Raw genomic sequence first — 23,308 nt, forward strand, 5'->3', positions numbered from 1 at the left:
TGGGCATGTTCTCTCCGCAATTGATGGATGTTAATGGCTAACCGGTTGTTTATGCAGTCAAAGTTCGACAATTAAATCAGAAAAATAATAGGACGTTCCGCCGTTCTTGTCAACCGTCTGATAACGGATGGCCCCCCTATCAAGACATTATATATATAAAAATATTTCAGATAGTTGGATCATGGTTCCCCGACAATGCCGTGCCGTTTGGAACCGGTTGACTTGATGGCCGCCTTCTGGTATGGCAGCGTCCAATAAAAAAAGCCGCCCATGGATTGAGCCCGGAGCACACTTTCGAGGCGGCATTTATCCTGTGCTGAAAGGAATACAAACATGCAAAGAACATTGTCAATCGTCAAACCCGACGGTGTGGCCCGGGGGGTAATCGGCGAAGTGGTCAAACGGCTGGAAGCCAACGACCTGAAAGTTTTAGCCATGAAGATGATCCATATGACCAAGGCCCAGGCGGAGGGGTTTTATGCCGTGCACCGCGAACGCCCATTTTTCCACAGCCTCACCGACTTCATGTCTTCCGGTCCGGTGGTAGTCATGGTTCTGGAGGGAGAAAACGCCATCCCCCGCTATCGTGAGCTCATGGGTGCCACCGATTTCAAGGCAGCGGCCGAAGGCACCATCCGGCGCGATTTTGCCACCGATATCGAAAAGAACATTGTCCACGGATCCGATTCAGCGGAAACCGCTGCAATTGAGATCGGCTATTTTTTCAATGCCTTCGAAATCAACCCCCGATGACCGTCGGCGTCACCCGGAACAACATCTCCATTGTCCTGCAGCGGCCCCGGTACCCCGAGAATATCGGGTCCGCGGCACGGGCCATGTGCAACATGGGACTCACGAGCCTGGTCGTGGTGGACCCGGATATCTGGGATGAGCAGCGGATCCGGCGGCTGGCCACCCATGCGGCTGCACCCGTGGTGGATAGGATCCAGCGATTCGACTCCCTTGACACAGCCCTGGCATCATTCGGCCATGTGGTCGGCACCACCGCCCGGCTGGGGGGGCAGCGCCCGGTAATCAAGTCCCCGGAAATTCTGGCCCAGATCCTCATCCCCCTTTCGGCCAACAACCAGGTGGCCATCCTCTTCGGTTCCGAAGACCGCGGGCTAACCAACGACGACCTGAAATACTGCCACCAGCTGGTAAACATCCCCACAGCGGGTTTTGCCTCCCTGAACCTGGCCCAGGCCGTTATGGTCGTCTGCTACTGCCTGTCCGCTGCCGCTCAAGCCAATCCACCAGCCTTTTGCCCGCGCCTGGCCAAACGCATCGAACTGGACCATATGTACGCGGAACTGGCGGCGGCGCTGGTACAAATCGGTTACATGCATCCACAAAACCCCGACTACTGGATGGCGCGCATCCGCCGTTTTTTCAGCCGCCTTTCCCTGCGTGCCGGTGAAGTGGGGATCATCCGCGGCATTTGCCGTCAGATCCACTGGTACGGAGACAAGCGTTATGCCGACGGGCTTAAGGAGCGGGGCAAGGCGTGACGGTTATTTTTCTTCAATGGGGCCGCTGTGCACGACCACGCCATGATTCAACGACAATCGGTGGGTCATGCAGGCAGGAATTTCATTTTCATGATGGGAGACAAATATCAGCCCGGTCACACCGCTGCGGGCGATGCGCGCCACCAGGTCCAAAACCCTGCGGCGGTTTTCCGGATCCAGACCGGCGCACGGTTCATCCAGAATCAGGAGCACCGGTGATTTCACCATGGCCCGGGCGATGAGAATCATCTGCCGCTCTCCCTGGGAGAGCTGATTGAAAGGGGTTTGAGAAAGCGCCGAGGCGTCCAACTTTGCCAACCACCCGTGGGCGGTTTCTATCTGCCCAGGGTCGCAGCGCCGGAATAGTCCCACCGAGTCAAAAAAACCGGAGCAGACTACGTCCAGGGCAGACATCTGCTTCTGGTATCCAGCGGCCAGATCATTGCTCACCACCCCCAGCCGTTCGCGGATTTCCCACAGCGTCTGCCCGGCGCCACGATCCTTGCCGAACAGACGGATCCGGTTGGCATATACCTGCAGGCACTCGCCGGTAATCAATTTGAGGATGGTGGACTTACCGGCCCCGCTGGGTCCGGTGACGGCCCAGCGCTCCCCTTCTCTCACCACCCAGCTGAAACGGTCCAGTACGATCGTGGATCCATAACGAACCGTTACCGCCTTCATATCGATCAGGGGCTGAAATGCAAGCCGCCGGTCGGTTTCACCGCTGACGGCGGGCAGTTCAGGACGCGTCCGCTGCCTTTTTGGGGTTGGAACCTCCGCGGCCGAGAGAAATGGTTCGGGGGCGGCCTCAACCGCGCGGCGAACTGCCATTCGCCCCGCATCGAGGGTCAGGACATGGGTGGCGGCGGCAAACATCTCCTCGGGGCGGTGGGTGATCAGCAAAATCGGCAGGCCTGAGACTGCCAGTCCATTGAGCACAACCGTCAACTGGTGCCGGCCCGAAACGTCCAGGCCTTCAAAGGGCTCATCCATAATCAGCATCTTCGGACGGCGGATCAGTCCGCGGGCAATCAGCACACGGCTCATCTCACCGGTCGAGATGGCCAGGACCGGTTTTTCCAGTAAGGGGCGCAGATTTAAACGTCGTACGACCGCAGCCAGCCGGACATCTATTTCGGACGGAAATGGCCGATCGGCAGGATGACTGCCAATCAGGTCACGGACGGTGGTCACAGCATTGAAGCGACCCGCAAAGCTTCGCCCATGATCAAGTTCTCTTTCGCGGCGCCAGATCTTCCGGCGCGCATCACTGGCCACATAGGCGATGGCGTCGAGGGGAGAACGGCCTTCCAATGCATGGTAATGGATTTTTCCCTGAACGATGGGCAAAATACCGGCAATCGCCTTGGCCAGGGTGGTCTTGCCCGCGCCGTTGGGACCATTGACCATCCACAGCTCGCCGGTGTTGATCTGCCATGAGAACCCGTCCAGCAGCCAGCGGTCCCGAAGCCTGACGGCGATACGATCAATGCTGATCAAAGGCGTGGTCATTATTCCAAACGCAGCTGGTGAGAAGCGGCGGCCTATCGATCCTCGCGGAGGCTGCACACGACCGCGTCACCCATCGCCCGGGTGCTCACCGCGGGCTCACCGGCGGCGATGTCGGGCGTCCGAATCCCTTTTTCCAGCACGCGTGCCACGGCAGCATCGATGGCTTGGGCAGCATCCGCCAGATTCAGGCTGTAACGCAGCATCATTGCCGCGGAGAGGATCTGGGCAATGGGGTTGGCAATGCCCTGACCGGCGATGTCCGGGGCGCTGCCGCCAGCAGGTTCATAAAGTCCGAATCCGCTGTCGCTGAGACTGGCAGAGGGCAGCAGGCCCATGGAACCGGTGATCATGGCGCATTCGTCGGAAATGATGTCCCCGAACATATTTCCGCACAGCAGCACATCAAACTGGTGGGGGTCTTTGACCAGCTGCATGGTGGCGTTGTCCACATAGATGTGCTTCAGCGCCACATCCGGGTAAGCCCTGGACGTCTCGATGACCACTTCCCGCCACAGAACCATGGTTGTGAGTACATTGGCCTTATCAACCGACGTCACCCGCCGGCTTCTTAACCGGGCCGCATCGAAGGCCTTGCGCGCGATGCGTTCGATCTCTCGGCGGGTGTATACCATGGTATCAAAGGCCCGCTCGTCTGGTCCGCTGCCCTCCCGGCCCTTGGGCTGACCGAAGTAGATATCGCCGGTCAGTTCACGTACGCACAGGATATCAAACCCACTCCTGACAATTTTCGGATGAAGCGGGCTGGCGCCAGCCAGGGCGGGGAACACCTTCGCCGGGCGAAGGTTGCAAAACAGATTGAAGTGCTTGCGCAGGGGCAGCAGGGCACCCCGCTCGGGCTGGTCGGCCGGGGGCAGGTTTTCCCACTTGGGTCCACCCACGGATCCGAACAAAATGGCGTCGCTGGCCTCGCACAAGCGCAAGGTGTCATCCGGCAGTGCACAACCGTGCCGGTCGATGGCGATACCGCCGACATCGGCGGGCGCGGTTGTCAACTTAAACTCGAACTTTTCCTGAGCCGCGTCAAGCACCTTGAGGGCTTCTTCCATCACTTCGGGGCCGATGCCGTCCCCGGGGAGAACCGCGATCTTGAACATTTGCAACCATCCAGATTCATTTAATAAGTTAATGACCGGCAGGGATCATAAAGGGTCGCTCCGGGATTGTCAACCCTGCGTCAGGGGCCGGATTCCTGTTTGCGTTTTTCCAGCAGCCAATCGATGGCATCGGCCGGGTCGGGACGTTGGCCGGCAGATGGGGTCATGGGCTCGGCAGGCGGAACCGGTGGGGTGGCCGATGGTTCAGCAGGCGCTGGTCGGGACAGCTCACCAACGCCGCTCGGGAACCTGAGATCCGGGGGCCTTTTGGGTGTTCGCAGGGGCCCTTTGGCGGCAATTGGCGTTGTTGCGTGGTCAGGGGAGGCGCCGGGAACTGGCGCAGCAACATCGACAGGGGTTGCGTTGACGGTATCAACAGCCGGCTGTCGTGTTCCGGAGGATTTTGCCGCACCGGGAAGATAGCTCTGGTAGGTTTTTCGAACCCACTGCCCGGCACGAACGCTCAACCGATCCGGTATTAAATAGACACCCGCCCACAGGACCATCAATACTGCCACAAACCCGACCACACGCGCCGGGGTTAACGTCAGCCAGCGCTTTTTCTGTGGGTGTCGGTACCGGGAAGTCGGCTCCGGCGCCCGGATTGGGTTGCGCATTTCCGCCGAGGGTTCATCCACGGTGAATGATATGCGTTCGCGACATTGGCTGACAATCTTCCGGTTGATGGTCCGTCGTGACACCTGTGAGGCAAAAAACATAGCCAGATCGCAGATAATGTTGATCTGTCGGGGAAAGCCGCTGGAGAAATCAAAGACCTCTTGCATGGCTGCGCTGGAGAAAATTTCGTAGCCGGCACCGGCGGTTTTCAGGCGGTGGCGGATGTACTCACAGGTTTCGCCCTGATCCAGCGGGTCAAGGTTGTAGGTAATGGTTATCCGTCGCATCAGGGCCCGGTTTTCCGGCTGAAGCAAAATGGTGTTGAATTCGTTCTGGCCCACAAAAAAGATATTGAGCAATTTGGCATCCTGCCGTTCAAGATTGGACAGCAGACGGATCTCCTCCATGAGGTCGTGCTTGAGGCGCTGGGCTTCGTCGATGAGCAGCAGTACCGATTTTCGCTCTTCATGGGCATCATTTAAAAATCGGCTGAAGGGTTCTAAAAAGTCGCTTTTGGTCCTGACTTCGATGGGAAGTTTGAAATATCGCGAGACCATGCGGTAAAAATCGTATTTGCTGAGGCCCGGATCGGGAATCTTGGCGGTATAGGCCTTACCCTGGATGTCTTCCACCAAACGGTTGATCAGTGTGGTTTTGCCGGTGCCCACATCACCAGTCAACAGCAAAAACCCTTTGTTGTCCATCACCCCGTATTTGAGGGTGGACAAGGCTTCTCGGTGTTTTTTCCCCATCCACAGAAAGCTTGGATCCGTGGTGATCTGAAAAGGTTTTTTATTCAGACCATAAAAAGATTCATACATGGTCGTTTCCGTTTCGGCGTTTCAGTTGCGAAATACCGCCTCAATGGCATCAGCCACGGGATTGGGCCGGCGAACCCGCGGGGTTTCCGGCTCTGCTGTGATGGCGTTTGGGTTGAAATTTTTGACGCATTTATACTGTTCCCACCCCTTCACCGGCTGGTTCAGATCGACCGATCTCCATTTGGGGTGTCCATTGTGCCGAAGCCAGTTCAGGTTTTCCGCCATCAAGCGTGCAACGTTTCCAATGGTGTGGCAATGGTTGTTGCGGAAATCATAGGCCACCAGCACCGCCTGGACCGATACCGTTTCAACATCGGTCGTCTGCCATGGGTAGGCGCCGCCGGGAATCCGGGATGCCGGATAAAAGGCAAGGATGCGCTCCTGGTTGATTGGAACCAGGTGCAGACCGTCAGCCGGGGAAACATCCAAGGTCAATCGATCGATCGGAAACCCGTCTACGATGACCATGGCATCGATGCTGCCGTTTTTTAAGGCCGCCAACGCCTGCGCATTATCCAAAACCAGCGTCTGCCTCGGAAAAATACCCGAAATCTCAAAAATCAGCCGGCTGGTCAGATTGGAACCGCTCTCCGCATGGCCGATAGCCACGCGCTTACCGCCAAGATCACTGAAACTGCCGATCTCCGCTTTAGCCAGGAGGTGAACTTCCTGGTTGTACAAAGGGAAGACCCATTTGATTTTATCCGCAATCAGCTTGAGCCGCGGGTCGGTTTTAACCTTGGCCACAAATGCCAGCACATCGGATTGAACCAGGCCGAGATGGTTGCCGGGGCGCTGATAAACGGCGTAGATGTTTTCGACTGACCCACTGGAGTTGAACACGGCCAGGTGGATATGGTTGCGCTTGAGCAGGGCTTTTAAATCCATGCCGATCTGGTGGGCGGTACTTCTTAAATCGTCGGTGATGATACCCAGAAAATCCTGCTCCTCCTCAGCCTCACCCTCTGCCGCAACAACGTTGGAAGGCCCCAAAAATAGCGCTGCAGCCAAGCAGGTCCCCAGAATTAACCGTCTGATCATCGGTAAGGCCCCTTTTACCGGAATCGTTTTGCGGGCAAACGATTGTCAGTGGATGAAAATCGATTTCCAGTTCGCGGTCCCCATATGCCCTGTCGGCGCGGTCGGCTCCGGGATATCGATTCACTGGATTTGCAAAAAGTTGATGATAGAAGAGTCACTATCCGGAGTCAATATTAAAACCGGACACGCGTTGGCGCCGGACCGTTTATCGATCGGTTTTAGCCGGGGGGGCGTCGCTTGACTTGGCGGCAGTCGGCTCGCCGCAGGAATCGGAGCTGGCGCAGCAGGTGCAGCCGCAGGCACAGCCGTTCTTTTGTTTGAAGCCCTTGTAAAAGATTCGTCCCACGTAAATGCCTGCGACGGCGACGATCAAAAAGACAACCAGTGTTTCCATCACTCAAACCTTATTTTAAGGTTGCATGATCATGTCCGAAAAAAGGTCTGAAATCGGCTCATCAATAACCAAGCATCACGCCGGTCTGAAAGATGCCAACGGCCAGGCAAAAGGCCAGGGACGTGTTGAACACCATGGAAAACAGGCCCCACCTCCATGAAGATTCCCGCGAGATGCAGATCACCGTTACGAAACACGGCGCATAGAACATGACGAAGATGATCAGGCTCCAGGCCGTCAGGGTTCGCCACCCCGGCTCGGCGACCAACCTTACCGCCAATGACTCGGTGCCGCCGGCGTCCACCCGTCCCAGTGAATAGGCGGTGCCCAGGGTGGAGACGATAACCTCTTTGGCGGCAAATCCACCCAGCAGCGCAATGTTGGTTCGCCAGTCAAAGCCTGCCCACCGGGAAACGGATTCCATGCCGATGCCGATGCGGCCGGCCAGCGAGTGACGCAGGGCCTCCCCGGCTCTGCTGGATTCCACATCCAGCAGACGGGCTTTCAATTCAGCAGCGCCAGGGGAGAGGGGTTGCGCCCCTTTGGATATCTCAATTTCCCGCACCACATGCGGTGCCGCCGTCGACAAGATCCCGCTGCGCTGGTTGTCGTAGGCTTCAATCTGTGAATCAGGCAGACGGGGAAAGGTCATGGCGGCCCACAGCAGCACGGAGATGCCCAGAATAACCGTTCCGGCCTTTTTCGCATACTGCCAGGTCCGCTCCCATGTATGGATCATCAGTCCCCGGAGTGTCGGCAGACGATAAGGCGGCAACTCCATGACAAAAGGGGTGGAGGGGCCTCTGACCACGGTCATCCGCAGAAACTTGGCAGCCACCAGTGCCCCGCCCCAGGAGATCAGGGTAAGAATAAACATCATCCTGGCCCGGCTGTCGGGGAAAAAAGCGGCAATAAGCAGGGCGAACACAGGCAGTTTGGCCCCGCAGTTCATGAACGGCGCCGTAAGCAGGGTGGCGATGCGCTCTTTGGGCGAACGCAGTGTCCGGGTGGCCATCACACCGGGAACGGCACAACCGCCGGCAATACCCCCGGAGACGATGAAGGCCATTACAGAGCTGCCATGCAGCCCGAATATCTGAAACACCCGGTCCAGCATGAAGGCAACCCGCGCCAGGTATCCAGAGTCTTCCAGCACGGCAATTCCGAAAAACATGAACATGATCAGGGGCACAAAACCGAGTACGCCGCCCACCCCGTCGATGATGCCGGAGACGACAAGGGACCTGAGCAGTCCATCGGACAGGGTGGCGGACACCATTGCTGAAAGCCATTCAAAAGCCCTTTCGCACCAGGCAACCGGCACCTCGCTGTAGGTAAACACAAACTGGTACAGTCCCATGAGCACCAGCAGCATGATAATGGGGCCGGCGAATCGATTAACCAGCACCTTGTCGATGTGGTCGGACAGAAAGAGGCGGTTTTTGTCATGACGCTCCCGGGTCACACCCTGCTTGAGCATGGAAGTAATAAACCCGTAGCGGTGATCGGCAATCAAGGCTTCCGGATAGGACTCCAGGGTTTCTTCGATATGCGCGCCCACACGGCGGGTGACGGCCTGCAGCTGATCGGCGATCTGCGGGTCGGCTTCGCGTCCTTTTTTGAGAATCTGCTCATCGTTTTCCAGATATTTAATGGCGATCCAGCGCGATGGGTAAAGATCCGTAAGAAATGCCCTCCCGGTGATAACTTTTTCCATCTCCTGAATGGCGCTTTCCAGATCCCGACCATAGGAAACCCGCAGGGGCTGGGGAAGCGGCCCCCGAGCCACCGTTTCAACGGCGTCCATCAGCGCCTTTTTCCCGAAACCGGAACGGGCTACGATGGGAACCACCGGCACACCCAGCAGGCGGGCGAGTTTTTTATCGTCAACCTCGATGCCCCGGCTTTTGGCCACGTCGATCATGTTGAGGGCCACACAGGTGGGGATGCCCAGTTCCAGAAACTGAATCGTCAGGTAAAGGTTGCGCTCCAGATTGGATGCATCGACGATGTTGACCGTCACCTGGGGGCGTTCGTTGACCAAAAAATCACGGGCCACCACCTCCTCGACGCTGTAGGCGGTAAGGGAATAGGTTCCGGGAAGATCCACAATATGCATATCGTGGCCGTTTTGCACATACCGGCCTTCTTTGCGGTCAACCGTCACACCGGGATAATTGCCCACGTGCTGCCGGGAGCCGGTGAGGGCATTAAAAAGGGTGGTCTTACCCGCGTTGGGATTACCACCCAGAGCCACGCAAAAACTCATGGTTATCCGTTAACCTCGACTTCGATGTGGTCGGCTTCATTGTTGCGCAGGGTCAGGGTGAAGCCTTTGACCCGCAGCGCCACCGGGTCGTAAAGCGGTGCCCGGCCCTGGATCCTGATTGCCGTTCCCGGCACCAGCCCCATATCCCTGAGCCGGCGGCCCAGTTCACCGCCGATCTTGACACTGGCAATGGTTCCTTGCTGGTTGACCCGCATATCCCGGATTCTGATGGTTGCCATTTGAACGGTGCTCCCTGAATATAAATTTCGGACCTCTCAAAAAGTTAGTTATGCCAAACTTTAAAAGGTGTCAATAAAAAAATATGGCACCTATCACAAACCAAAGGTCGCTCAACTGCGTCATCAATTCCGGTAATTATCCTCAATTCTCAATACGATGTAAATGGCGATGGGACCCGCCGCCGATTCCGGCGTGGCGATAAGAAAGCGGCTGCGGCGCCGTTGTTGGCGCTCTGCCTTTTCATCACAGCCGCCGCGGGAAGCACCCCGCATGCACACAGCGCGATAGGGCTGCCTGAAAGCGAGGCCTTGCTGGCCGAACCGGTTGCCCGCGCAATTGAGTCCTCCCCGCGGCAAGCCGCGGGGAGTGCGCTCGCTATCGCGGTTCACGGAGCCATTGAATCGTCTCCTGCGGCAGGGTCGTCACCGGTTTCCCGGTGGTCAGTGCTCGGTAGTAGGCCTGGGCCGTCTTTTCCAGCAGCTCGGCGTTCTTCCAGGCTTGATCCAGGCTCTTGCCCAGGTTCAACGCCCCATGGTTCTGCATGATGAAGCAATTGCATTGGTTGACCACGGCCCGCCTGACGTTCTCCGCAAGCTCGGGTGTACCGGACAGGGCGTAGGGCACCACCTCCACGGTTTCACCGATGGACAGGGCCGCCTCGTCGAACAGGGGTGGAATCGGTTGGTTGATCAGGGCAAAGACACTGGCATAGGCCTGATGGGTGTGAACCACCGCCCCCACATCGGCACGGATCCGGTAAATGCCCACATGCATGGCTGTTTCGATGGAAGGTGGCAGCTTTCCGTCGATGCGCTTAAGATCAAAATCAACCACGCAGATTTTTTCCGGAACCAGATCCATATAAGGCTCACCTGACGGGGTGATCACCAGCACCGGTTGGCCGGGAATGCGCAAGGATACGTTACCCCCGGCGCTGAGCAGCGACCCGAAATAGCCTTGCCGGCACAGCCACTGACAGCAGTCGATCACGTCCTTCCGGTATTGCAGATGTTGAAGCATGCGTTCTCCATTCTTTCCAGGCTAAACCTTTTTTGCGGTTGTTTTTTCAAACCGCTTGCGATTTATTTTTGCAACCGTTAGTCTGCCGTCGTGGTGGTCACACATAATTAACCCTTGAAATGGTGTCAAGAAAAGTATCGCTGCCAGGTGCGCCTGGGACGTCGGTTTTTGAACGACAAATCGTTTAGGCTCAATTTTCTTCCGTATTCGCCAATCGTCGTCCCCGTCCATCAAGCTTAGACGCCGCTGCCTGTTAAAGTGGTTGAGAATACACCAAGGAGGTCTCCAATTGGCCCGATCAAATTATAAATTTGAAAAACGTCAAAAAGAATTAGCAAAAAAGAAGAAGAAAGAAGAAAAGCTGAAAGTGAAACAGGAAAAAAACGCAACTGAAACGGAAGAGAAATCCGACCCGTCTTAATCATTGCCAAACGCCCTCTTGTGAGTTAACTTTCGCGTTGACCTTGACCGACGGCTGCATCCTGCAGCGATTGTGCCGGCCTGGTTATGCTAAACGGTCGGCGTTCCGAGGCCCAGCCGGAGTTAACACGCATGCGCTATACCGATTACCGCTTGTTTTACGACCAGCTCAAGTCATTCATCCCCGAATCCCGAATGGCGACGGACCCCTTGCGGACCCTGGCTTACGGAACCGATGCAAGCTTCTACCGCCTGGTCCCCCGGATCGTTGTACGGGCAGACAGCGAGGCTGAAGTGGTCAGGGTGCTCAAGCAGGCCGGCCGGCAGCACATACCGGTCACCTTCCGGGCTGCCGGAACCAGCTTGTCCGGCCAGGCCATCAGCGACTCGGTTCTACTGGTGGCCGGTGAATCCTGGCAGCAGTGGGAGGTGCTTGAGAACGGTTACAAGATTCGGCTGCAGCCGGGTATCATCGGCGCCCGGGCCAACGGGATTCTGGCTCCTTACGGCCGCAAGATCGGCCCGGATCCCGCCTCGATCAACGCCGCCATGATCGGCGGCATTGCCGCCAACAACGCCTCAGGTATGTGCTGCGGCACCTCCCAGAACAGCTACCGGACCGTTGACAGCCTCCGCATCGTACTGGCCGACGGTACCATCCTGGACACCGGGGATGCTGACAGCCGGAAGGCCTTTCAATCCACCCATGGCCATATGCTGGCGCGCCTGGATGAACTGGCCCGGCGGGTCAAGGCCGACGCGTCTCTGGCAGAGCGGATCCGCACCAAATTCAAGATCAAGAATACCACCGGCTACAGCCTCAATGCCATGGTGGATTTCAGCGACCCATTCGATATCATCACTCACCTGATGATCGGCTCCGAGGGAACCTTGGGCTTCATCTCCCACATCGTCTACCGGACGGTGGCATCACCGCCTTACAAAGCCACGGCCCTGATGATGTTTCCGCGGATCAACGAGGCCTGTCGATCGGCCGAGCAGATGCAGACTTTGCCCGTTGCTGCGGCTGAATTGATGGACCGGGCCTCCCTGGGCAGCGTCGAAGGCAAGGCGGGGATGCCGGCCATGATTCGCGGCGTCTCCCCCACCACCACCGCCCTGCTGGTGGAAACCCAGGCGGCTGATTTTTCCAACCTGTCAACCCACATCCAGGCCATAGCCGATGCCTTGGATAGCCGCGTAACGATGCGAACAACCGATGGCGGCAAAACCCACGAATGGGGATTGACGGGAACGGGCCTTGCCTCTCCGGCGGTCTTTACGGACAACGCCGGCCGGAGTGACGATCTATGGCGGGTCCGCAAGGGACTTTTGCCCTCGGTGGGTGCGGTCAGGCAGCCAGGCACAACGGTGCTCATCGAGGATGTGGCCTTTCCCATCCAGAGCCTGGCTCCGGCCACCCTGGACCTGCAGGACCTGTTTGCAAAGCACGGCTACCGGGAGGCTATCATTTTCGGTCATGCCCTGGCCGGCAACCTGCATTTCGTCTTTTCACCCAATTTCGGGCATTCGGCGGAACTGGACCGCTACGCCGGTTTCATGGAGGACATCGCCCACATGGTGGTAGATGTCTACGACGGATCGCTCAAGGCCGAGCACGGCACCGGCCGCAACATGGCCCCTTTTGTTGAAAAGGAGTGGGGAAGCAACGCCTACGGCCTCATGCAGGCGATCAAGGCTATTTTCGATCCGGAAAACCTGCTCAACCCCGGTGTGATTCTCAACCCCAACCCGAAGGTTCACCTTGAAAACCTCAAACCGCTGCCACCGGTCGATCCACTCATCGACGCGTGCATGGAGTGCGGCTTTTGTGAAAGCCACTGCCCGTCGCGCAGCCTGAGCCTGACCCCCCGCCAGCGCATCGTGATCCAACGGGAGGTCGCCCGGCTCACCGCCGACGGGTCGGATGCGCGGCGGCTGGCTGAACTCAAAAAAGAATACGGTTGGTATGGCGAAGCCACCTGCGCCGCTGACGGCCTCTGTGGCGTGGCCTGCCCGGTGGAAGTGGACACCGGCAAATTCACCAAAACCTTTCGCTCGCGGATGGTCAAAGGCCAACCCTACCAGTGGCTGGCCGACCGGGCCGCCGATTATTTCGGCCCGTTGACCGCGGGTGTTCGGGTCGGACTCAAAGCGGCCGATGTCCTGCACCGCAGCATCGGCACCAAAACCATGACACGCCTGGCCGGTTCCATGAGACGTCTGTCCGGCAATCGTCTGCCGGCCTGGGTGCCGTCGCTGCCCACAGCGGCAGCGCCGCCCAGGGCCCAATCCACAGGAAAAGGGGATCGGGCGGTGGTTTACTTTCCCGCCTGTGTCAGCCGGACCATGGGACCCGCCGCCGGCGACCCGCTGGTCGACCCGCTGCATGTGGTTACGCAAAGGGTGCTGCGCCGGGCCGGTTACCGGGTGATCCATCCCGCCAGGGTAGATGGCCTGTGCTGCGGCCTGCCCTTTGAAAGCAAGGGATTTTTCGACCAAGCCAACCGCAAATCAGACCAGCTGGAAAAGGTGCTGCTGGTGGCCTCCGACAACGGTCGCTTGCCCGTTCTGTGTGATACCAGCCCATGCCTGGAACGCATGCGGCGCACATTCGGACCGCAGTTGACTCTCTTTGAGCCGGTGGAATTCACGGCCACCCACCTGCTCAATCGGCTGACTTTCAACCGAACCGAGGGTCCGGTGGCCCTGCACATCACCTGCAGTGCCCGTAAAATGGGCCTTGACAAGGCTTTCATGGCCGTTGCCGACGCGTGTGCCGAAACCGTGGTGGTGCCGTATGGCATCGAATGCTGCGGCTTTGCCGGAGACCAGGGATTCAACGTGCCGGAGCTGAACGCAGCGGCGCTCTCCGGTTTGAAAGCAGCAGTCGCCGGTTGCAAGGCCGGCTATGCCAACAGCCGCACCTGTGAAATCGGGCTGTCCCATCACAGCGGCATTGCCTATCGATCCATCATGGTTTTGGTGGACCAGTGCACACAATGAAGGCAGGATGCATACAGTCCAGGGTTCAAGGATGCAAGGTCAACCATTAGAAAATGCTAAGGTCAAATTTTCAATGGGGCTTTCTCCCAGCTTAAGATGGCGGCCCGATGCGCACTTGCCCTTTGCATCCTCGCTTCCTTGAACCCTTTCGGAGAGCGACCGTCTGGAAACGAATCCGATGAGATCCATGATTCTCAAGCCCAAGCGGGGGAAATCCCTTCAAAACCGCCATCCCTGGGTATTTTCGGGTGCCATTGCCCGCATGGACGATGCGCCTGAGCCGGGAGAAACCATCGATGTTCTCGACAGTGACGGGCGCTGGCTGGCCCGAGGGGCATTTTCACCCCAATCCCAGATTCGCGTCCGCGTCTGGTCATTTGATCCCGCGATCATTATCGACGCGGGGTTTTTTCATACCCGGCTGAACCAGGCACTCAGCCTTCGCCGGGAGGTATTGGCAGGCGCCGACACCGATGCTTTGAGACTGGTCAATGCTGAATCCGATGGACTGCCCGGGTTGATTGTCGACCGCTACGAGAACTGGGTGGTCTGTCAGTTTCTCAGTGCTGGGTCCGATCGCTGGAAACCAGCCATTGTCGCGTGCCTCGCGGAACTGATCCCGGACCTAGCGGGCATATATGAGCGGTCGGACGTGGATGTCCGCAAAAAGGAAGGACTGCCCATGGCCGCCGGCCGCCTGTGGGGACAGGAGCCACCCGATCAGGTGGAAATTAGAGAAAATGGCTGCCTTTATCGGGTAAATGTCAAGAAAGGCCACAAAACCGGCTTTTATCTGGATCAACGCGATAACCGGGCCTGCGTGGCTGCCTACGCCCGCGGTGCCGCGATGCTCAACTGTTTTGCTTATACCGGCGGGTTTGCCGTGGCCGCCCTCAAAGCCGGCGCAGCCCATGTAACCAATGTCGACTCTTCTGCAGCTGTCCTGAAGCTGGCCCGTGCGAATGTGGCGCTGAATCGACTTGAAGAGACACGGGTGGACGATATAACCGCTGATGTATTCAGCCTGCTGCGCCGCTACCGTGCTGAGGGCCGGGCCTTCGACATGATCGTGCTCGATCCTCCCAAATTCGTTAAATCCAAGGGCGATCTGATGCGCGCCAGCCGTGGATATAAGGAGATCAATCGACTGGCCTTTGAACTGCTGCATCCCGGCGGCACCCTGTGGACTTTCTCCTGCTCCGGTCTGATGGGGCGCGACCTGTTTCAAAAAATCGTGGCCGACGCTGCGCTGGACGCAGGCCGTCAGGCGGTAATCCTCAGGTGGCTGAGCCAGGCCCTGGATCACCCCACGGCGCTGAATTTTCCCGAGGGAAGCTATCTCAAGGGGCTGGTGTGCCGGGTGGACTGACGGCCTGTTGAACAATAACCATAGAAGGAGAAGGAGGCCTCATGAAAAAAGCAATTCTCATTGTGCTGCTAACCGCATGTACTGCCGCAACGGCTGCCGCCCAAGGGGGCTTGGTGACCATAAAAAGCAACCACGACGTGTTGACCACCGCCAACCGGCTGGAAAGCGCCCTGCAGGAAAAAGGCGTGACCGTGTTTACGCGCATCGACCACGCCGCAGGTGCCCAGCAGGTCAATCAGACGCTGCCACCCACCGTGCTGATCATCTTCGGCAGCCCGGCCATGGGTACGCCGATGATCCAGCGCAGCCGCTCCATCGGCATCGACCTTCCTTTGAAGGCCCTGATCTGGGAGGACAGTGCTGGACAGGTCTGGTTCTCCTACAATGCCCCCGAGTACCTGGCACGCCGCCACGGCATCACCGAAATGAAAGAGGCTGTCCAGAAAATGGAGCTGGCGCTTTCCAATTTCGCCCTGGCAGCGACCCTGCCCTGAAGCGGTCAGCCGGTGCCTCGAATAAAATCGAGGCCTCTTCACGGCGAGCAAGGGATATGTTCACGTGCCTGGTTCTTGATACCGGTGAATTCATGCAACCGCCACCGGACGCCGCTCACACCCGATAGGCATCCGCCAGATTTTCGTACATAATACTTTATTCGAATAGAAGAATGTCTCTATAAAAGATCGGAAGCGCGAGATGTCATCGGATACGACAACACGCGGGCCCAATTTGCAGTGGCAGGATGAAAACGGCGTGGCCCACCGTCTGTCCCTGACCGACAAGATATTCCTTGGACGGGTCTGCCGCGGTATCGAGCGCGAAAAGTGCATCCTCGTTCCCCACCCGAGGGTTTCCCGGGACCATGCCGTGGTCCGGTTGACCCGCCATGGCGCGGAAATTACCGACCTGAGCAAAAACGGCACCTGGGTCAACGCGGTCCGCATGGCACCGGGCGCTTCACGGCAGCTTCAGGACGGTGACGTGATCTCTCTGGGAGGCCGGTCTATCCGGATCTCCTTACCGAATCTGACCCCCCAGCCGGAATCGGACAACTGGATGGAGCAGACCGCCATCATCCCGACGGCTGTCTGCATCACCAGCCTGGTGGCAGATGTTAGAGGATTCTCCGCCTTTTCCCAGAAGACCGATTCGACGGTGGTTTACACACTCATCGAGGCAATTTTTTCCCGGTTCAGCACCATCGTGAGCGCGCACCAGGGTACGGTCAAAGATTACGCCGGAGATGCGGTCTTTGCCTTCTGGGAGCACACCGGAGGGCTTGCCCCAGAGCATGCCCTGTCCGCCTGCCAGGCTGCTATTGACCAACTTCACAGCGTTCCGGAAATCCACAGACAACTCACGGACCGGGGGCTTGCCATGCCCCTTCCGGTGTTGGGCTGGGGGCTGACCACCGGACAAATCACCCTCTCCCATTATGGATCCCGGTCCGCCGGCCTGGCCTTGGTGGGAGATTGCATCAACCTGGCCTTCCGCCTCTCCTCCATGGCCAACAAGACACTGTCCGCGCCCATTGTCATGTGCCGCCAAACGGCATCCCTGGTCGAGTGGAAACTGCCGCTCATGGACCTGGGAGAGCAGGAGGTTCGCGGCCGAAGCGGAAAGGAACACCTCATGGGCATTCATATGATGCCAGAAAGGATTGATCGACCTGGACACGATCACAACCAACCACAGTGACACCCTGGTAGCGGGCGGCGGCGTCATCGGCCTGGCCTGCGCCTATTACCTGGCCCGGGCCGGACGATCGGTCCGCATCATCGAAAAGGAAAGCATGGGCGCCGGCGCCTCACACGGCAACTGCGGCCTGATCTTTGTCAGCGATCTCCCCCCCCTGTGTGCTCCCGGCGCCATCGGCCATGAGCTGTTCCGCATCCTCCGGGGGACATCGCCTTTGTATGTCAAGCCGCGTGCGGATCCTGCCCTGGCCTTCTGGCTGCTCAGATTTGCCGCCAACTGCAACCAGCGGCACCTGAATTTTGCTGTCAAGGCACGGGATGCCATTTTGCGGGTTTCGGGAGAACTCTTCAACGATCTGTTTGCCGACGAGGACCTGGCCTGCGATTTTGAACGACGCGGGGTGCTCATGGTCTATACCGACCCGGCAGCCATGCAAGCCTACCAAAAAACCAACCGGCTGCTGGAGTCTTTCGGATTGGCGGCAACCTTCCATGATCGCCGGGCAATCAGACAGATCGAACCGGCCTTGAACGATCGGGTCTGCGGCGGGTGGCACCATCGGGCAGACAGCCACCTGAGACCGGAGCTGCTCATGGCCGCCTGGACCCGGGCAGCCCGGGACAGGGGGGTTCGCATTGACGAAGGCTGCCGGCTGGAGGGCTTCGAAACGCGCAATGGCATGGTCACGGCCGCGCATACCAACACGGGCCGTTTTACGGCCGACCAGTTCATTCTGGCTGCCGGGGCCTGGACACCAGCCATCGGCCACCAACTGGGCGTGCGCATCCCCGTCCAACCGGGCAAAGGATACAGCATCACCATGGACCGCCCGACCGCTTGTCCCGGAATCCCCTGCTATCTGGTTGAAAGAAACGTCGTCGTCACTCCGTGGCAAAGCGGCTTCCGCATAGGCGGCACCTTGGAATTTTCCGGTTTCAACGACCAATTGAACCAACGGCGCCTGGGCAACCTGGAGGAGTCGGCAGCGCTTTACCTGAAAACACCGCTGGGTCGGCGGGTGATCGAGCGCTGGACGGGCCTGCGGCCCATGAGCGTGGACGACCTTCCGATCATCGACCGCATGCCGGATCTACAAAATCTGTACATCGCCACCGGTCACGGCATGCTGGGGCTTTCCACGGCCACCGGAACCGGCCGGCTGATTTGCGATTTGATCCTGGGCAGGCGGCCGCCGTTCGATCCCGAGCCATTTTCACTCAAGCGATTCGCCTGACAGACCCGGCTCCCTTAGCAGAAATGTTAAAATTGCTCGCAATCCGTCTACAACCATTTTTTATTATCCAGGCATTTGCCACCGCAGCAATCAGCTGGGATAAACCGTGGTCGTATCCGCAGTGAAAACAAAAAAGTCGCTGACGGGAATCGCTGCAGTAGCGGCGCTGACGTTGATCCTGGGCTTGTACGGCCTGATGTGGGTGCCCACAAGCATACCCGAGCGGCTGGAGACAAGTCGCACATGCCGGCTCTGCGATCTGAGCGGGGCGGATTTCAGGGGTGCCGACCTGAGCGGTTCCAATTTCATGGGCGCCCTATTAACCGCAGCGGATCTAAGCGGTGCCATACTCAAGGATGTAGATTTCACCAACGCAGACGTCCGATACGCCCATCTTCATGATGCCGTGCTTGACGGGGCCACCTGGGTCAACGGCCAGTCGTGTGGGCCGGATTCGATCGGAAGGTGTCTGACGCCGGACGCCATCACCCTGGCGATCTCCGGCCAGTGCCCCGACTGCAATCTGAAAGCCGCCACGCTGGCATCCTTTGGACTTGAGGGTGCATTTCTGAAGGGTGCAAACCTGGTCCAGGCGACGCTTTCCCAGTCGAGCCTTTGCGGGGCCGACCTGACCCGGGCGAACTTGACGCGGGCGGTAGCCCGGCAGGCCGATTTTCGAAAAAGCCTCCTGCTTGAGGTGGACTTTACTGAGGCCGACCTCACCGGCAGCGATTTTTCCGGGGCATACCTGAGAAACGCGCTGATGATCAATGCCATCTTAACGGATGGCCAACTGGAACAGACGGACCTGCGCCGGACCGTGCTCCACGGTGCAGTAATGGCCGGTGCCCGTTTGACTGATGCCGACCTGTCTGGCGTCAGTCTGAAAATGGCCGATCTGTCCGGCGCGGACTTTACCGGGGCCAACCTGGGCGGCGCCAACCTGGTGGGCGCCGCCATCGATGGTGCATGCTTCACCGACGCCTACCTGGCAGGAGCCATCTGGGTCAACGGCAAACGCTGCGAGGCCGGCTCCGTCGGACGGTGTGTGCAGTAGCTCAGTGGTCAAGGTGGTCATCTTCCTGCAAAGGACGGAAAGGCGGATAATCCCTGGCATCAGACATCGGAGAACTGCTTTTCCAGCATGATGTTCAAAATGGTGCGATCGGTCTCAATCATTCCCTGGGTCGTCAGGGTACCGATGTTCTTCATGGTGTCTTCGGACGATCGGCCGACGATACCGTCCGTAAAACTGACATTGACCCCCTGGAGTGCGAAAAGCGCGGCCTGCACGGCCGTTCCGGCAGCCGTGGCCAGCTTCAGTGCACATCCGCCCTTGGCCCCGTCGCAGATCACCCCGGCAAGGTCTTCGCTGAGGTTCTTGATGGCACCGGCAATGTGCTGCTTCGTGCCGCCCATCAGATAGGTGACACCGGCTGTGGCACCTGCGCCGGCAGCTACCGAGCAACCGCAGATGGCCGACAAACGCCCGGTATAGGCTTTCACATAGGCGGTGATGATATGGCTCAGTCCGATGGCCTCCAACAAGATACGATGATCCACCAAGATGAATTTCTCGACAGCCACGATGGGTAAAATGGCCGTCAGGCCGTGGTTGCCCGACCCGGCACTGCTCATCGCCGGCAGCTTGACCCCGGACATGCGGGCATCGGCGGCGGATGAGGCCAAAATCCGCGCGGCAGTGATCATGTCCCTTTTGATCAGCCGCTGACGCACCAGGCGCTCAAGGGTACGCCCGACGCCCAGGCCGGAACCGTGTTTGAGGCCATAGTCGGCCAACCGCATGTTGACTTCCACCCCGGATTCCAGAAACCTTAAATCTTCGTCATCCAGGTCGTCCAGCAGTTCAAGAAGCTGATCCAGCGACAGCTCCTTCAGCCAAGCCTCCAGGTTTTCGAGTCGGCTCTTGCCGTCGGCGGATCTGGCTTTGGGCAGCAGGTCATGGTCCCTTACCGCCGACCCGTCAAGCGTCATCGAAACGATGTTGTCGTGCAGGCCGGTGATCACCGATTCCGCCACGTGCCCCATGCCGTTGACGATGGTCCTGATAAAAAGGCCCACCTGATCCCTGAGCAGGTTCACCCGCACCCGACCCGATTTAACCATCTTCTGGGCAGCCGCCACGGCAACTGCATCCACCGAATCCAGCACTTCCAATTTCAGCGCCGCATTGCCGCCGAAGGCCCCCAGCGCCGAGGCCATGTCCAGCCCGCTGAGCCCGCCGGTTCCGGGAATGGATACGGCCAACCCGTTTTTATAGATGTTTGGGTCCACCCATATTTCGATATCGTCGATCTGCTTTCCCGGCAGCAGCGACACCGCCGCCGCTGCCCCCAGGGCGATGGCCACCGGCTCGGTGCAGCCCAATGCGGGAGCGACTTGGATTTCCAGGATATCCTTTACCGTATAATGCATTTATCCTCCATGGGTTGGATGAACATGAATATTCGATTGGACTTCAATGGCACCAGCATATTGTCATTTGGGCGTTTATTCAACCGCAACCAGAACTTGTCAAAAAATTGTACCGTCCGCGTTACGTTTCACGGCAACCTGAGGACCATGTTTCCATATCGACCCGTCGACTGTATACGCGAGACCATGCAAAGCGGACCAACTTTGAACCAACCCCTTGACAAGAATAGGAATATTTGGGAACGTAGCGCAATTGATATAAAAATTCGCGCAAGGGGCGCAACCCGGCCACCGGCGAGGATGCAATCCTGCCGGCTAGACGGGTGGCGACCTTCACGTGTTCCGGTAAGCTGCGCAACAAGGTGAATGGGGAATGAATACGCCGCCCAATCGACGTCAGAACACGCGCCACACGGCTGTGTGCAGTGTCAAATATACGGTTAAAGAGGGAACCTTTCGAGATCTGATCAACAATATCGGTGCCGGTGGCGTTTTTATCAGCACCAGACGCAAGATCGATCAGGGCCGGACCATCAACCTCCAATTCCCGATTTTTGCCTTTAAAAAAAGGCTCAACGTGATGGGGACGGTGGTGCGCAGCAATTCAAACGGTTTCGCTGTGGCGTTCGACGACCCGATTGATGAGAATGATTTCAGATAGGGTGGGCGGGGGCTGGTATGTGCGGCAGGTTCGTCGGATTCAGCAATCGCGAAACGTTGATCAAACACTTCCCCATCGACGCGGTCAACGTGGAGGTAACCCCCAGCTATAATATCGCCCCCACCCAAGATATACTCGCCATCACCCGGCATGATGAAAAAAACCGCCTGGAAAAACTGCACTGGGGCCTTGTTCCTTTCTGGGCGAAGGACATCAGCATCGGCAGTCGCATGATCAACGCGCGGTCCGAAACCCTGACCGCCAAACCCAGCTTCAGGACTGCACTCTTGTGGCGCAGATGTCTGATCCCCGCTGATGGATTTTACGAGTGGAAGGGGGCAAAGGGACAAAAGCAGCCTATGTTCCTGGCGCTTCCCGATGGCCGCCCCTTCGCATTTGCAGGCTTGTGGGAGACCTGGGACAACAGGGGTAAAGCCTCGACCCCCTATCGCTCCTGCACAATCCTCACCCGGCAAGCCGGTACGACGATCATGCCGATACACCACCGCATGCCGGTGATATTGAGACCGGAGGCCTATGCCCTCTGGCTCAGTCGGGATAACCAGGACGTCCAGTTACTCCTGAAAATCATCCGCAGCCAGGTCTATACCGAACTCAAAATTATTCCCGTTTCCAAACAGGTCAACGCAGTCAGAAATAACCGGCCGGACAATATTAAACCGATTTCACCGGCATAACCGCAGTGCCCTACCTGCCTGCCTTTACGCAGAAGCCACCGGGTCCTGGCATGGGACTAACATACCGGTTCAAGGACCACGGTTCATGCACAGGGCCTAAAACATCGCAGATCCGCCCGGAAAGCCCGTGAACCCAAAGTCCCCGTCATTCCGCCGGGATCAATTTTCACTGCCGATCACAGTCAACCCGGTCGACGGCCGTCCGCAACACCTATTCCGAATGCACGATTCCGGCGGCTTGGCGAAACCGTTTGCCGATGGTGTCGCTCAGTTCGGCGGCGGAATCCAAAAGCTCAGCAACCTCCGCCTGTCCGTTATCCCGGGCGTCACGGGCCCATTTACGATAGTCGTCGGCATGGTGGGTGTTGTGCTGAATCCAGTGATCCAGAAGCTTGACAAGCTTTTCTGAAAAGGACAGGGGCGCGTGGCCGTGATGATGATCGTGCCCGTGGTCATGGGGGTGGTCATGGGTATGATCGTGGTCATGATGATGAGACATGGGCAAGCTCCTGGGCGCGTGAATGCGGGGATTGATGAACCGATGCCGGCCGTTGGGTGCTGCTCAATCTACGCCCCCCCGGGAACGAAGTCAACAGTCTGCTCGACAAAGGCGGGTTGACGGTTTAAACGATCTTGTCCCACAAGCGCCAGCCAATCGCTGCGCAGGCGGTTGATAACGGGCTGGCCGATCTCCAACGCAGCATGGGATTGGAAATTAGCAGCCGTCATGGTGGACATGCACCCGTGACCTCCGGGGTTCAGCCGGCGGCCCGCTTGGGAAGGTCTATTTTTCTTTTTTCCGGATCGTTTTGCTGGCGGAAAAAGGTGACCATATGGCCGACCAGTCCTATCATCTCACAGGCAACCGCTTTCTCGATTTGCTCGGTCAGGGCCAGCTTCCTCTCTTTTTCCTTGAATTCGACGAACTTGACTTTGACCAGTTCATGGCGATCCAATGCTTCGTCCATTGCGTCGGCCAGGCTACGGCTAAAGCCTTTGTGCCCCACGAAGACTACCGGCTTGAGGGAATGCGCCAGGCCACGGAGAAATCGTTTCTGAAATCCTTGCAGACTGTCCATTGGAATCTTCCTCCTACCGCCGCATGACGCGTTCATGCATGATTGCTATTTTGGCGGACATTTCTTGCACTTGTTTTTTCACATCGACGACATCACTTTTCGTACGCTTGACTGTGCACCTGGAATTCGTTTACGAAAACCCGCCGAGATGTCCACGGTATCG

23 protein-coding genes and 1 pseudogene are annotated in these 23,308 nt (G+C 58.1%); 12 read left to right on the plus strand and 12 right to left on the minus strand.

Annotated elements, in window-relative coordinates:
• Nucleotides 1-333 precede the first annotated feature (333 nt).
• Nucleotides 334-753, plus strand: a complete 420-nt coding sequence (gene ndk, locus R6V78_RS03830; RefSeq protein ID WP_410288007.1) for a nucleoside-diphosphate kinase — start codon at nucleotides 334-336, stop codon at nucleotides 751-753.
• A complete protein-coding gene (locus tag R6V78_RS03835) occupies nucleotides 750-1,511 on the plus strand; it encodes an RNA methyltransferase (protein WP_410288008.1) in 762 nt (253 codons plus the stop codon). Before ndk ends, R6V78_RS03835 begins: the two co-directional genes overlap by 4 nt.
• A gap of 3 nt (nucleotides 1,512-1,514) precedes the next feature.
• Here the strand turns inward: R6V78_RS03835 and R6V78_RS03840 are convergent, their stop codons facing one another.
• The 8 genes from R6V78_RS03840 to R6V78_RS03875 form a co-directional block, all read right to left on the minus strand.
• Nucleotides 1,515-3,026, minus strand: a complete 1,512-nt coding sequence (locus R6V78_RS03840; RefSeq protein WP_410288009.1) for an ATP-binding cassette domain-containing protein — start codon at nucleotides 3,024-3,026, stop codon at nucleotides 1,515-1,517.
• A gap of 32 nt (nucleotides 3,027-3,058) precedes the next feature.
• Entirely contained in the window at nucleotides 3,059-4,141 is a 1,083-nt protein-coding gene (gene leuB, locus R6V78_RS03845) for a 3-isopropylmalate dehydrogenase (RefSeq protein ID WP_410288010.1), read from the minus strand.
• A gap of 80 nt (nucleotides 4,142-4,221) precedes the next feature.
• On the minus strand, nucleotides 4,222-5,580 hold the full coding sequence (locus tag R6V78_RS03850) for an AAA family ATPase (RefSeq protein ID WP_410288011.1): 1,359 nt from the start codon (nucleotides 5,578-5,580) through the stop codon (nucleotides 4,222-4,224).
• Between the two features lie 21 nt (nucleotides 5,581-5,601).
• On the minus strand, nucleotides 5,602-6,621 hold the full coding sequence (locus tag R6V78_RS03855; protein ID WP_410288012.1) for a TAXI family TRAP transporter solute-binding subunit: 1,020 nt from the start codon (nucleotides 6,619-6,621) through the stop codon (nucleotides 5,602-5,604).
• A 205-nt stretch (nucleotides 6,622-6,826) separates the two neighbouring features.
• The gene (locus R6V78_RS03860) at nucleotides 6,827-7,015 is read right to left on the minus strand and encodes a FeoB-associated Cys-rich membrane protein (protein WP_410288013.1); all 189 of its coding nucleotides are present in this window, start codon (nucleotides 7,013-7,015) and stop codon (nucleotides 6,827-6,829) included.
• A gap of 61 nt (nucleotides 7,016-7,076) precedes the next feature.
• Complete coding sequence (gene feoB, locus R6V78_RS03865) at nucleotides 7,077-9,284, minus strand: ferrous iron transport protein B (protein ID WP_410288014.1); 2,208 nt, start codon at nucleotides 9,282-9,284, stop codon at nucleotides 7,077-7,079.
• Nucleotides 9,285-9,286: 2 nt separating this feature from the next.
• Nucleotides 9,287-9,523: a ferrous iron transport protein A gene (locus R6V78_RS03870; protein ID WP_410288015.1), complete on the minus strand. Its 237-nt coding sequence runs from the start codon at nucleotides 9,521-9,523 to the stop codon at nucleotides 9,287-9,289.
• Nucleotides 9,524-9,899: 376 nt separating this feature from the next.
• Nucleotides 9,900-10,544: a class II aldolase/adducin family protein gene (locus R6V78_RS03875; RefSeq protein WP_410288016.1), complete on the minus strand. Its 645-nt coding sequence runs from the start codon at nucleotides 10,542-10,544 to the stop codon at nucleotides 9,900-9,902.
• 289 nt (nucleotides 10,545-10,833) lie between these two features.
• Here R6V78_RS03875 and R6V78_RS03880 point away from each other — a divergent pair, with 289 nt between their 5' ends.
• From R6V78_RS03880 to R6V78_RS03910, 7 genes are all read left to right on the plus strand, one after another.
• Nucleotides 10,834-10,965 (plus strand): hypothetical protein, encoded by a 132-nt coding sequence (locus R6V78_RS03880; protein WP_410288017.1) that lies wholly within the window; start codon nucleotides 10,834-10,836, stop codon nucleotides 10,963-10,965.
• A gap of 131 nt (nucleotides 10,966-11,096) precedes the next feature.
• Entirely contained in the window at nucleotides 11,097-13,970 is a 2,874-nt protein-coding gene (locus R6V78_RS03885) for an FAD-binding and (Fe-S)-binding domain-containing protein (protein WP_410288018.1), read from the plus strand.
• Between the two features lie 178 nt (nucleotides 13,971-14,148).
• Entirely contained in the window at nucleotides 14,149-15,339 is a 1,191-nt protein-coding gene (locus R6V78_RS03890; protein ID WP_410288019.1) for a class I SAM-dependent rRNA methyltransferase, read from the plus strand.
• Nucleotides 15,340-15,380: 41 nt separating this feature from the next.
• A complete protein-coding gene (locus R6V78_RS03895; protein WP_410288020.1) occupies nucleotides 15,381-15,833 on the plus strand; it encodes a DUF302 domain-containing protein in 453 nt (150 codons plus the stop codon).
• 202 nt (nucleotides 15,834-16,035) lie between these two features.
• Nucleotides 16,036-17,037 carry an adenylate/guanylate cyclase domain-containing protein gene (locus R6V78_RS03900; RefSeq protein WP_410288021.1) on the plus strand — a complete coding sequence of 334 codons (1,002 nt, stop codon included), beginning with the start codon at nucleotides 16,036-16,038 and terminating at the stop codon, nucleotides 17,035-17,037.
• Nucleotides 17,000-18,271, plus strand: a complete 1,272-nt coding sequence (locus R6V78_RS03905; RefSeq protein WP_410288022.1) for an NAD(P)/FAD-dependent oxidoreductase — start codon at nucleotides 17,000-17,002, stop codon at nucleotides 18,269-18,271. The genes R6V78_RS03900 and R6V78_RS03905 overlap by 38 nt, the downstream gene beginning before the upstream one ends.
• A gap of 121 nt (nucleotides 18,272-18,392) precedes the next feature.
• Nucleotides 18,393-19,328 (plus strand): pentapeptide repeat-containing protein, encoded by a 936-nt coding sequence (locus R6V78_RS03910; RefSeq protein WP_410288023.1) that lies wholly within the window; start codon nucleotides 18,393-18,395, stop codon nucleotides 19,326-19,328.
• Between the two features lie 59 nt (nucleotides 19,329-19,387).
• Here R6V78_RS03910 and R6V78_RS03915 read toward each other — a convergent pair whose 3' ends face one another.
• Nucleotides 19,388-20,707: a serine dehydratase subunit alpha family protein gene (locus tag R6V78_RS03915; protein WP_410288024.1), complete on the minus strand. Its 1,320-nt coding sequence runs from the start codon at nucleotides 20,705-20,707 to the stop codon at nucleotides 19,388-19,390.
• A gap of 272 nt (nucleotides 20,708-20,979) precedes the next feature.
• On the opposite strand from R6V78_RS03915, the pseudogene R6V78_RS03920 reads away from it, so the two are divergent.
• From R6V78_RS03920 to R6V78_RS03930, 3 genes and pseudogenes are all read left to right on the plus strand, one after another.
• Nucleotides 20,980-21,084: pseudogene (locus R6V78_RS03920) on the plus strand (HU family DNA-binding protein); the annotation flags it as partial.
• Nucleotides 21,081-21,368 (plus strand): PilZ domain-containing protein, encoded by a 288-nt coding sequence (locus R6V78_RS03925; RefSeq protein WP_410288025.1) that lies wholly within the window; start codon nucleotides 21,081-21,083, stop codon nucleotides 21,366-21,368. The pseudogene R6V78_RS03920 and the gene R6V78_RS03925, both read left to right, overlap by 4 nt.
• Nucleotides 21,369-21,385: 17 nt before the next feature.
• A complete protein-coding gene (locus R6V78_RS03930) occupies nucleotides 21,386-22,066 on the plus strand; it encodes an SOS response-associated peptidase (RefSeq protein WP_410288026.1) in 681 nt (226 codons plus the stop codon).
• Nucleotides 22,067-22,277: 211 nt separating this feature from the next.
• Here the strand turns inward: R6V78_RS03930 and R6V78_RS03935 are convergent, their stop codons facing one another.
• The 3 genes from R6V78_RS03935 to R6V78_RS03945 all read right to left on the minus strand — a co-directional run bounded on the left by R6V78_RS03935 (nucleotide 22,278) and on the right by R6V78_RS03945 (nucleotide 23,145).
• Nucleotides 22,278-22,565, minus strand: a complete 288-nt coding sequence (locus tag R6V78_RS03935; RefSeq protein WP_410288027.1) for a hypothetical protein — start codon at nucleotides 22,563-22,565, stop codon at nucleotides 22,278-22,280.
• Nucleotides 22,566-22,633: 68 nt separating this feature from the next.
• A complete protein-coding gene (locus R6V78_RS03940; RefSeq protein ID WP_410288028.1) occupies nucleotides 22,634-22,804 on the minus strand; it encodes a hypothetical protein in 171 nt (56 codons plus the stop codon).
• 20 nt (nucleotides 22,805-22,824) lie between these two features.
• Nucleotides 22,825-23,145 (minus strand): YhbY family RNA-binding protein, encoded by a 321-nt coding sequence (locus tag R6V78_RS03945; RefSeq protein WP_410288029.1) that lies wholly within the window; start codon nucleotides 23,143-23,145, stop codon nucleotides 22,825-22,827.
• Nucleotides 23,146-23,308: the final 163 nt, after the last annotated feature.

It is taken from the genome of Desulfosarcina sp., assembly GCF_046496365.1.
In the GTDB taxonomy this organism is placed as follows: Bacteria; Desulfobacterota; Desulfobacteria; order Desulfobacterales; family Desulfosarcinaceae; genus Desulfosarcina.

Excerpts from the sequence above, each read along its gene's own strand:
- R6V78_RS03915 (WP_410288024.1), bottom strand. The coding sequence starts at position 20,707 with ATGCATTATACGGTAAAGGATATCCTGGAAATCCAAGTCGCTCCCGCA.
- R6V78_RS03850 (WP_410288011.1), bottom strand. The coding sequence starts at position 5,580 with ATGTATGAATCTTTTTATGGTCTGAATAAAAAACCTTTTCAGATCACC.
- R6V78_RS03885 (WP_410288018.1), top strand. The coding sequence starts at position 11,097 with ATGCGCTATACCGATTACCGCTTGTTTTACGACCAGCTCAAGTCATTC.
- ndk (WP_410288007.1), top strand. The coding sequence starts at position 334 with ATGCAAAGAACATTGTCAATCGTCAAACCCGACGGTGTGGCCCGGGGG.
- R6V78_RS03855 (WP_410288012.1), bottom strand. The coding sequence starts at position 6,621 with ATGATCAGACGGTTAATTCTGGGGACCTGCTTGGCTGCAGCGCTATTT.
- R6V78_RS03835 (WP_410288008.1), top strand. The coding sequence starts at position 750 with ATGACCGTCGGCGTCACCCGGAACAACATCTCCATTGTCCTGCAGCGG.
- feoB (WP_410288014.1), bottom strand. The coding sequence starts at position 9,284 with ATGAGTTTTTGCGTGGCTCTGGGTGGTAATCCCAACGCGGGTAAGACC.
- leuB (WP_410288010.1), bottom strand. The coding sequence starts at position 4,141 with ATGTTCAAGATCGCGGTTCTCCCCGGGGACGGCATCGGCCCCGAAGTG.
- R6V78_RS03875 (WP_410288016.1), bottom strand. The coding sequence starts at position 10,544 with ATGCTTCAACATCTGCAATACCGGAAGGACGTGATCGACTGCTGTCAG.
- R6V78_RS03860 (WP_410288013.1), bottom strand. The coding sequence starts at position 7,015 with ATGGAAACACTGGTTGTCTTTTTGATCGTCGCCGTCGCAGGCATTTAC.
- R6V78_RS03930 (WP_410288026.1), top strand. The coding sequence starts at position 21,386 with ATGTGCGGCAGGTTCGTCGGATTCAGCAATCGCGAAACGTTGATCAAA.
- R6V78_RS03925 (WP_410288025.1), top strand. The coding sequence starts at position 21,081 with ATGAATACGCCGCCCAATCGACGTCAGAACACGCGCCACACGGCTGTG.
- R6V78_RS03900 (WP_410288021.1), top strand. The coding sequence starts at position 16,036 with ATGTCATCGGATACGACAACACGCGGGCCCAATTTGCAGTGGCAGGAT.
- R6V78_RS03945 (WP_410288029.1), bottom strand. The coding sequence starts at position 23,145 with ATGGACAGTCTGCAAGGATTTCAGAAACGATTTCTCCGTGGCCTGGCG.
- R6V78_RS03895 (WP_410288020.1), top strand. The coding sequence starts at position 15,381 with ATGAAAAAAGCAATTCTCATTGTGCTGCTAACCGCATGTACTGCCGCA.
- R6V78_RS03890 (WP_410288019.1), top strand. The coding sequence starts at position 14,149 with ATGAGATCCATGATTCTCAAGCCCAAGCGGGGGAAATCCCTTCAAAAC.
- R6V78_RS03935 (WP_410288027.1), bottom strand. The coding sequence starts at position 22,565 with ATGTCTCATCATCATGACCACGATCATACCCATGACCACCCCCATGAC.
- R6V78_RS03840 (WP_410288009.1), bottom strand. The coding sequence starts at position 3,026 with ATGACCACGCCTTTGATCAGCATTGATCGTATCGCCGTCAGGCTTCGG.
- R6V78_RS03870 (WP_410288015.1), bottom strand. The coding sequence starts at position 9,523 with ATGGCAACCATCAGAATCCGGGATATGCGGGTCAACCAGCAAGGAACC.
- R6V78_RS03940 (WP_410288028.1), bottom strand. The coding sequence starts at position 22,804 with ATGTCCACCATGACGGCTGCTAATTTCCAATCCCATGCTGCGTTGGAG.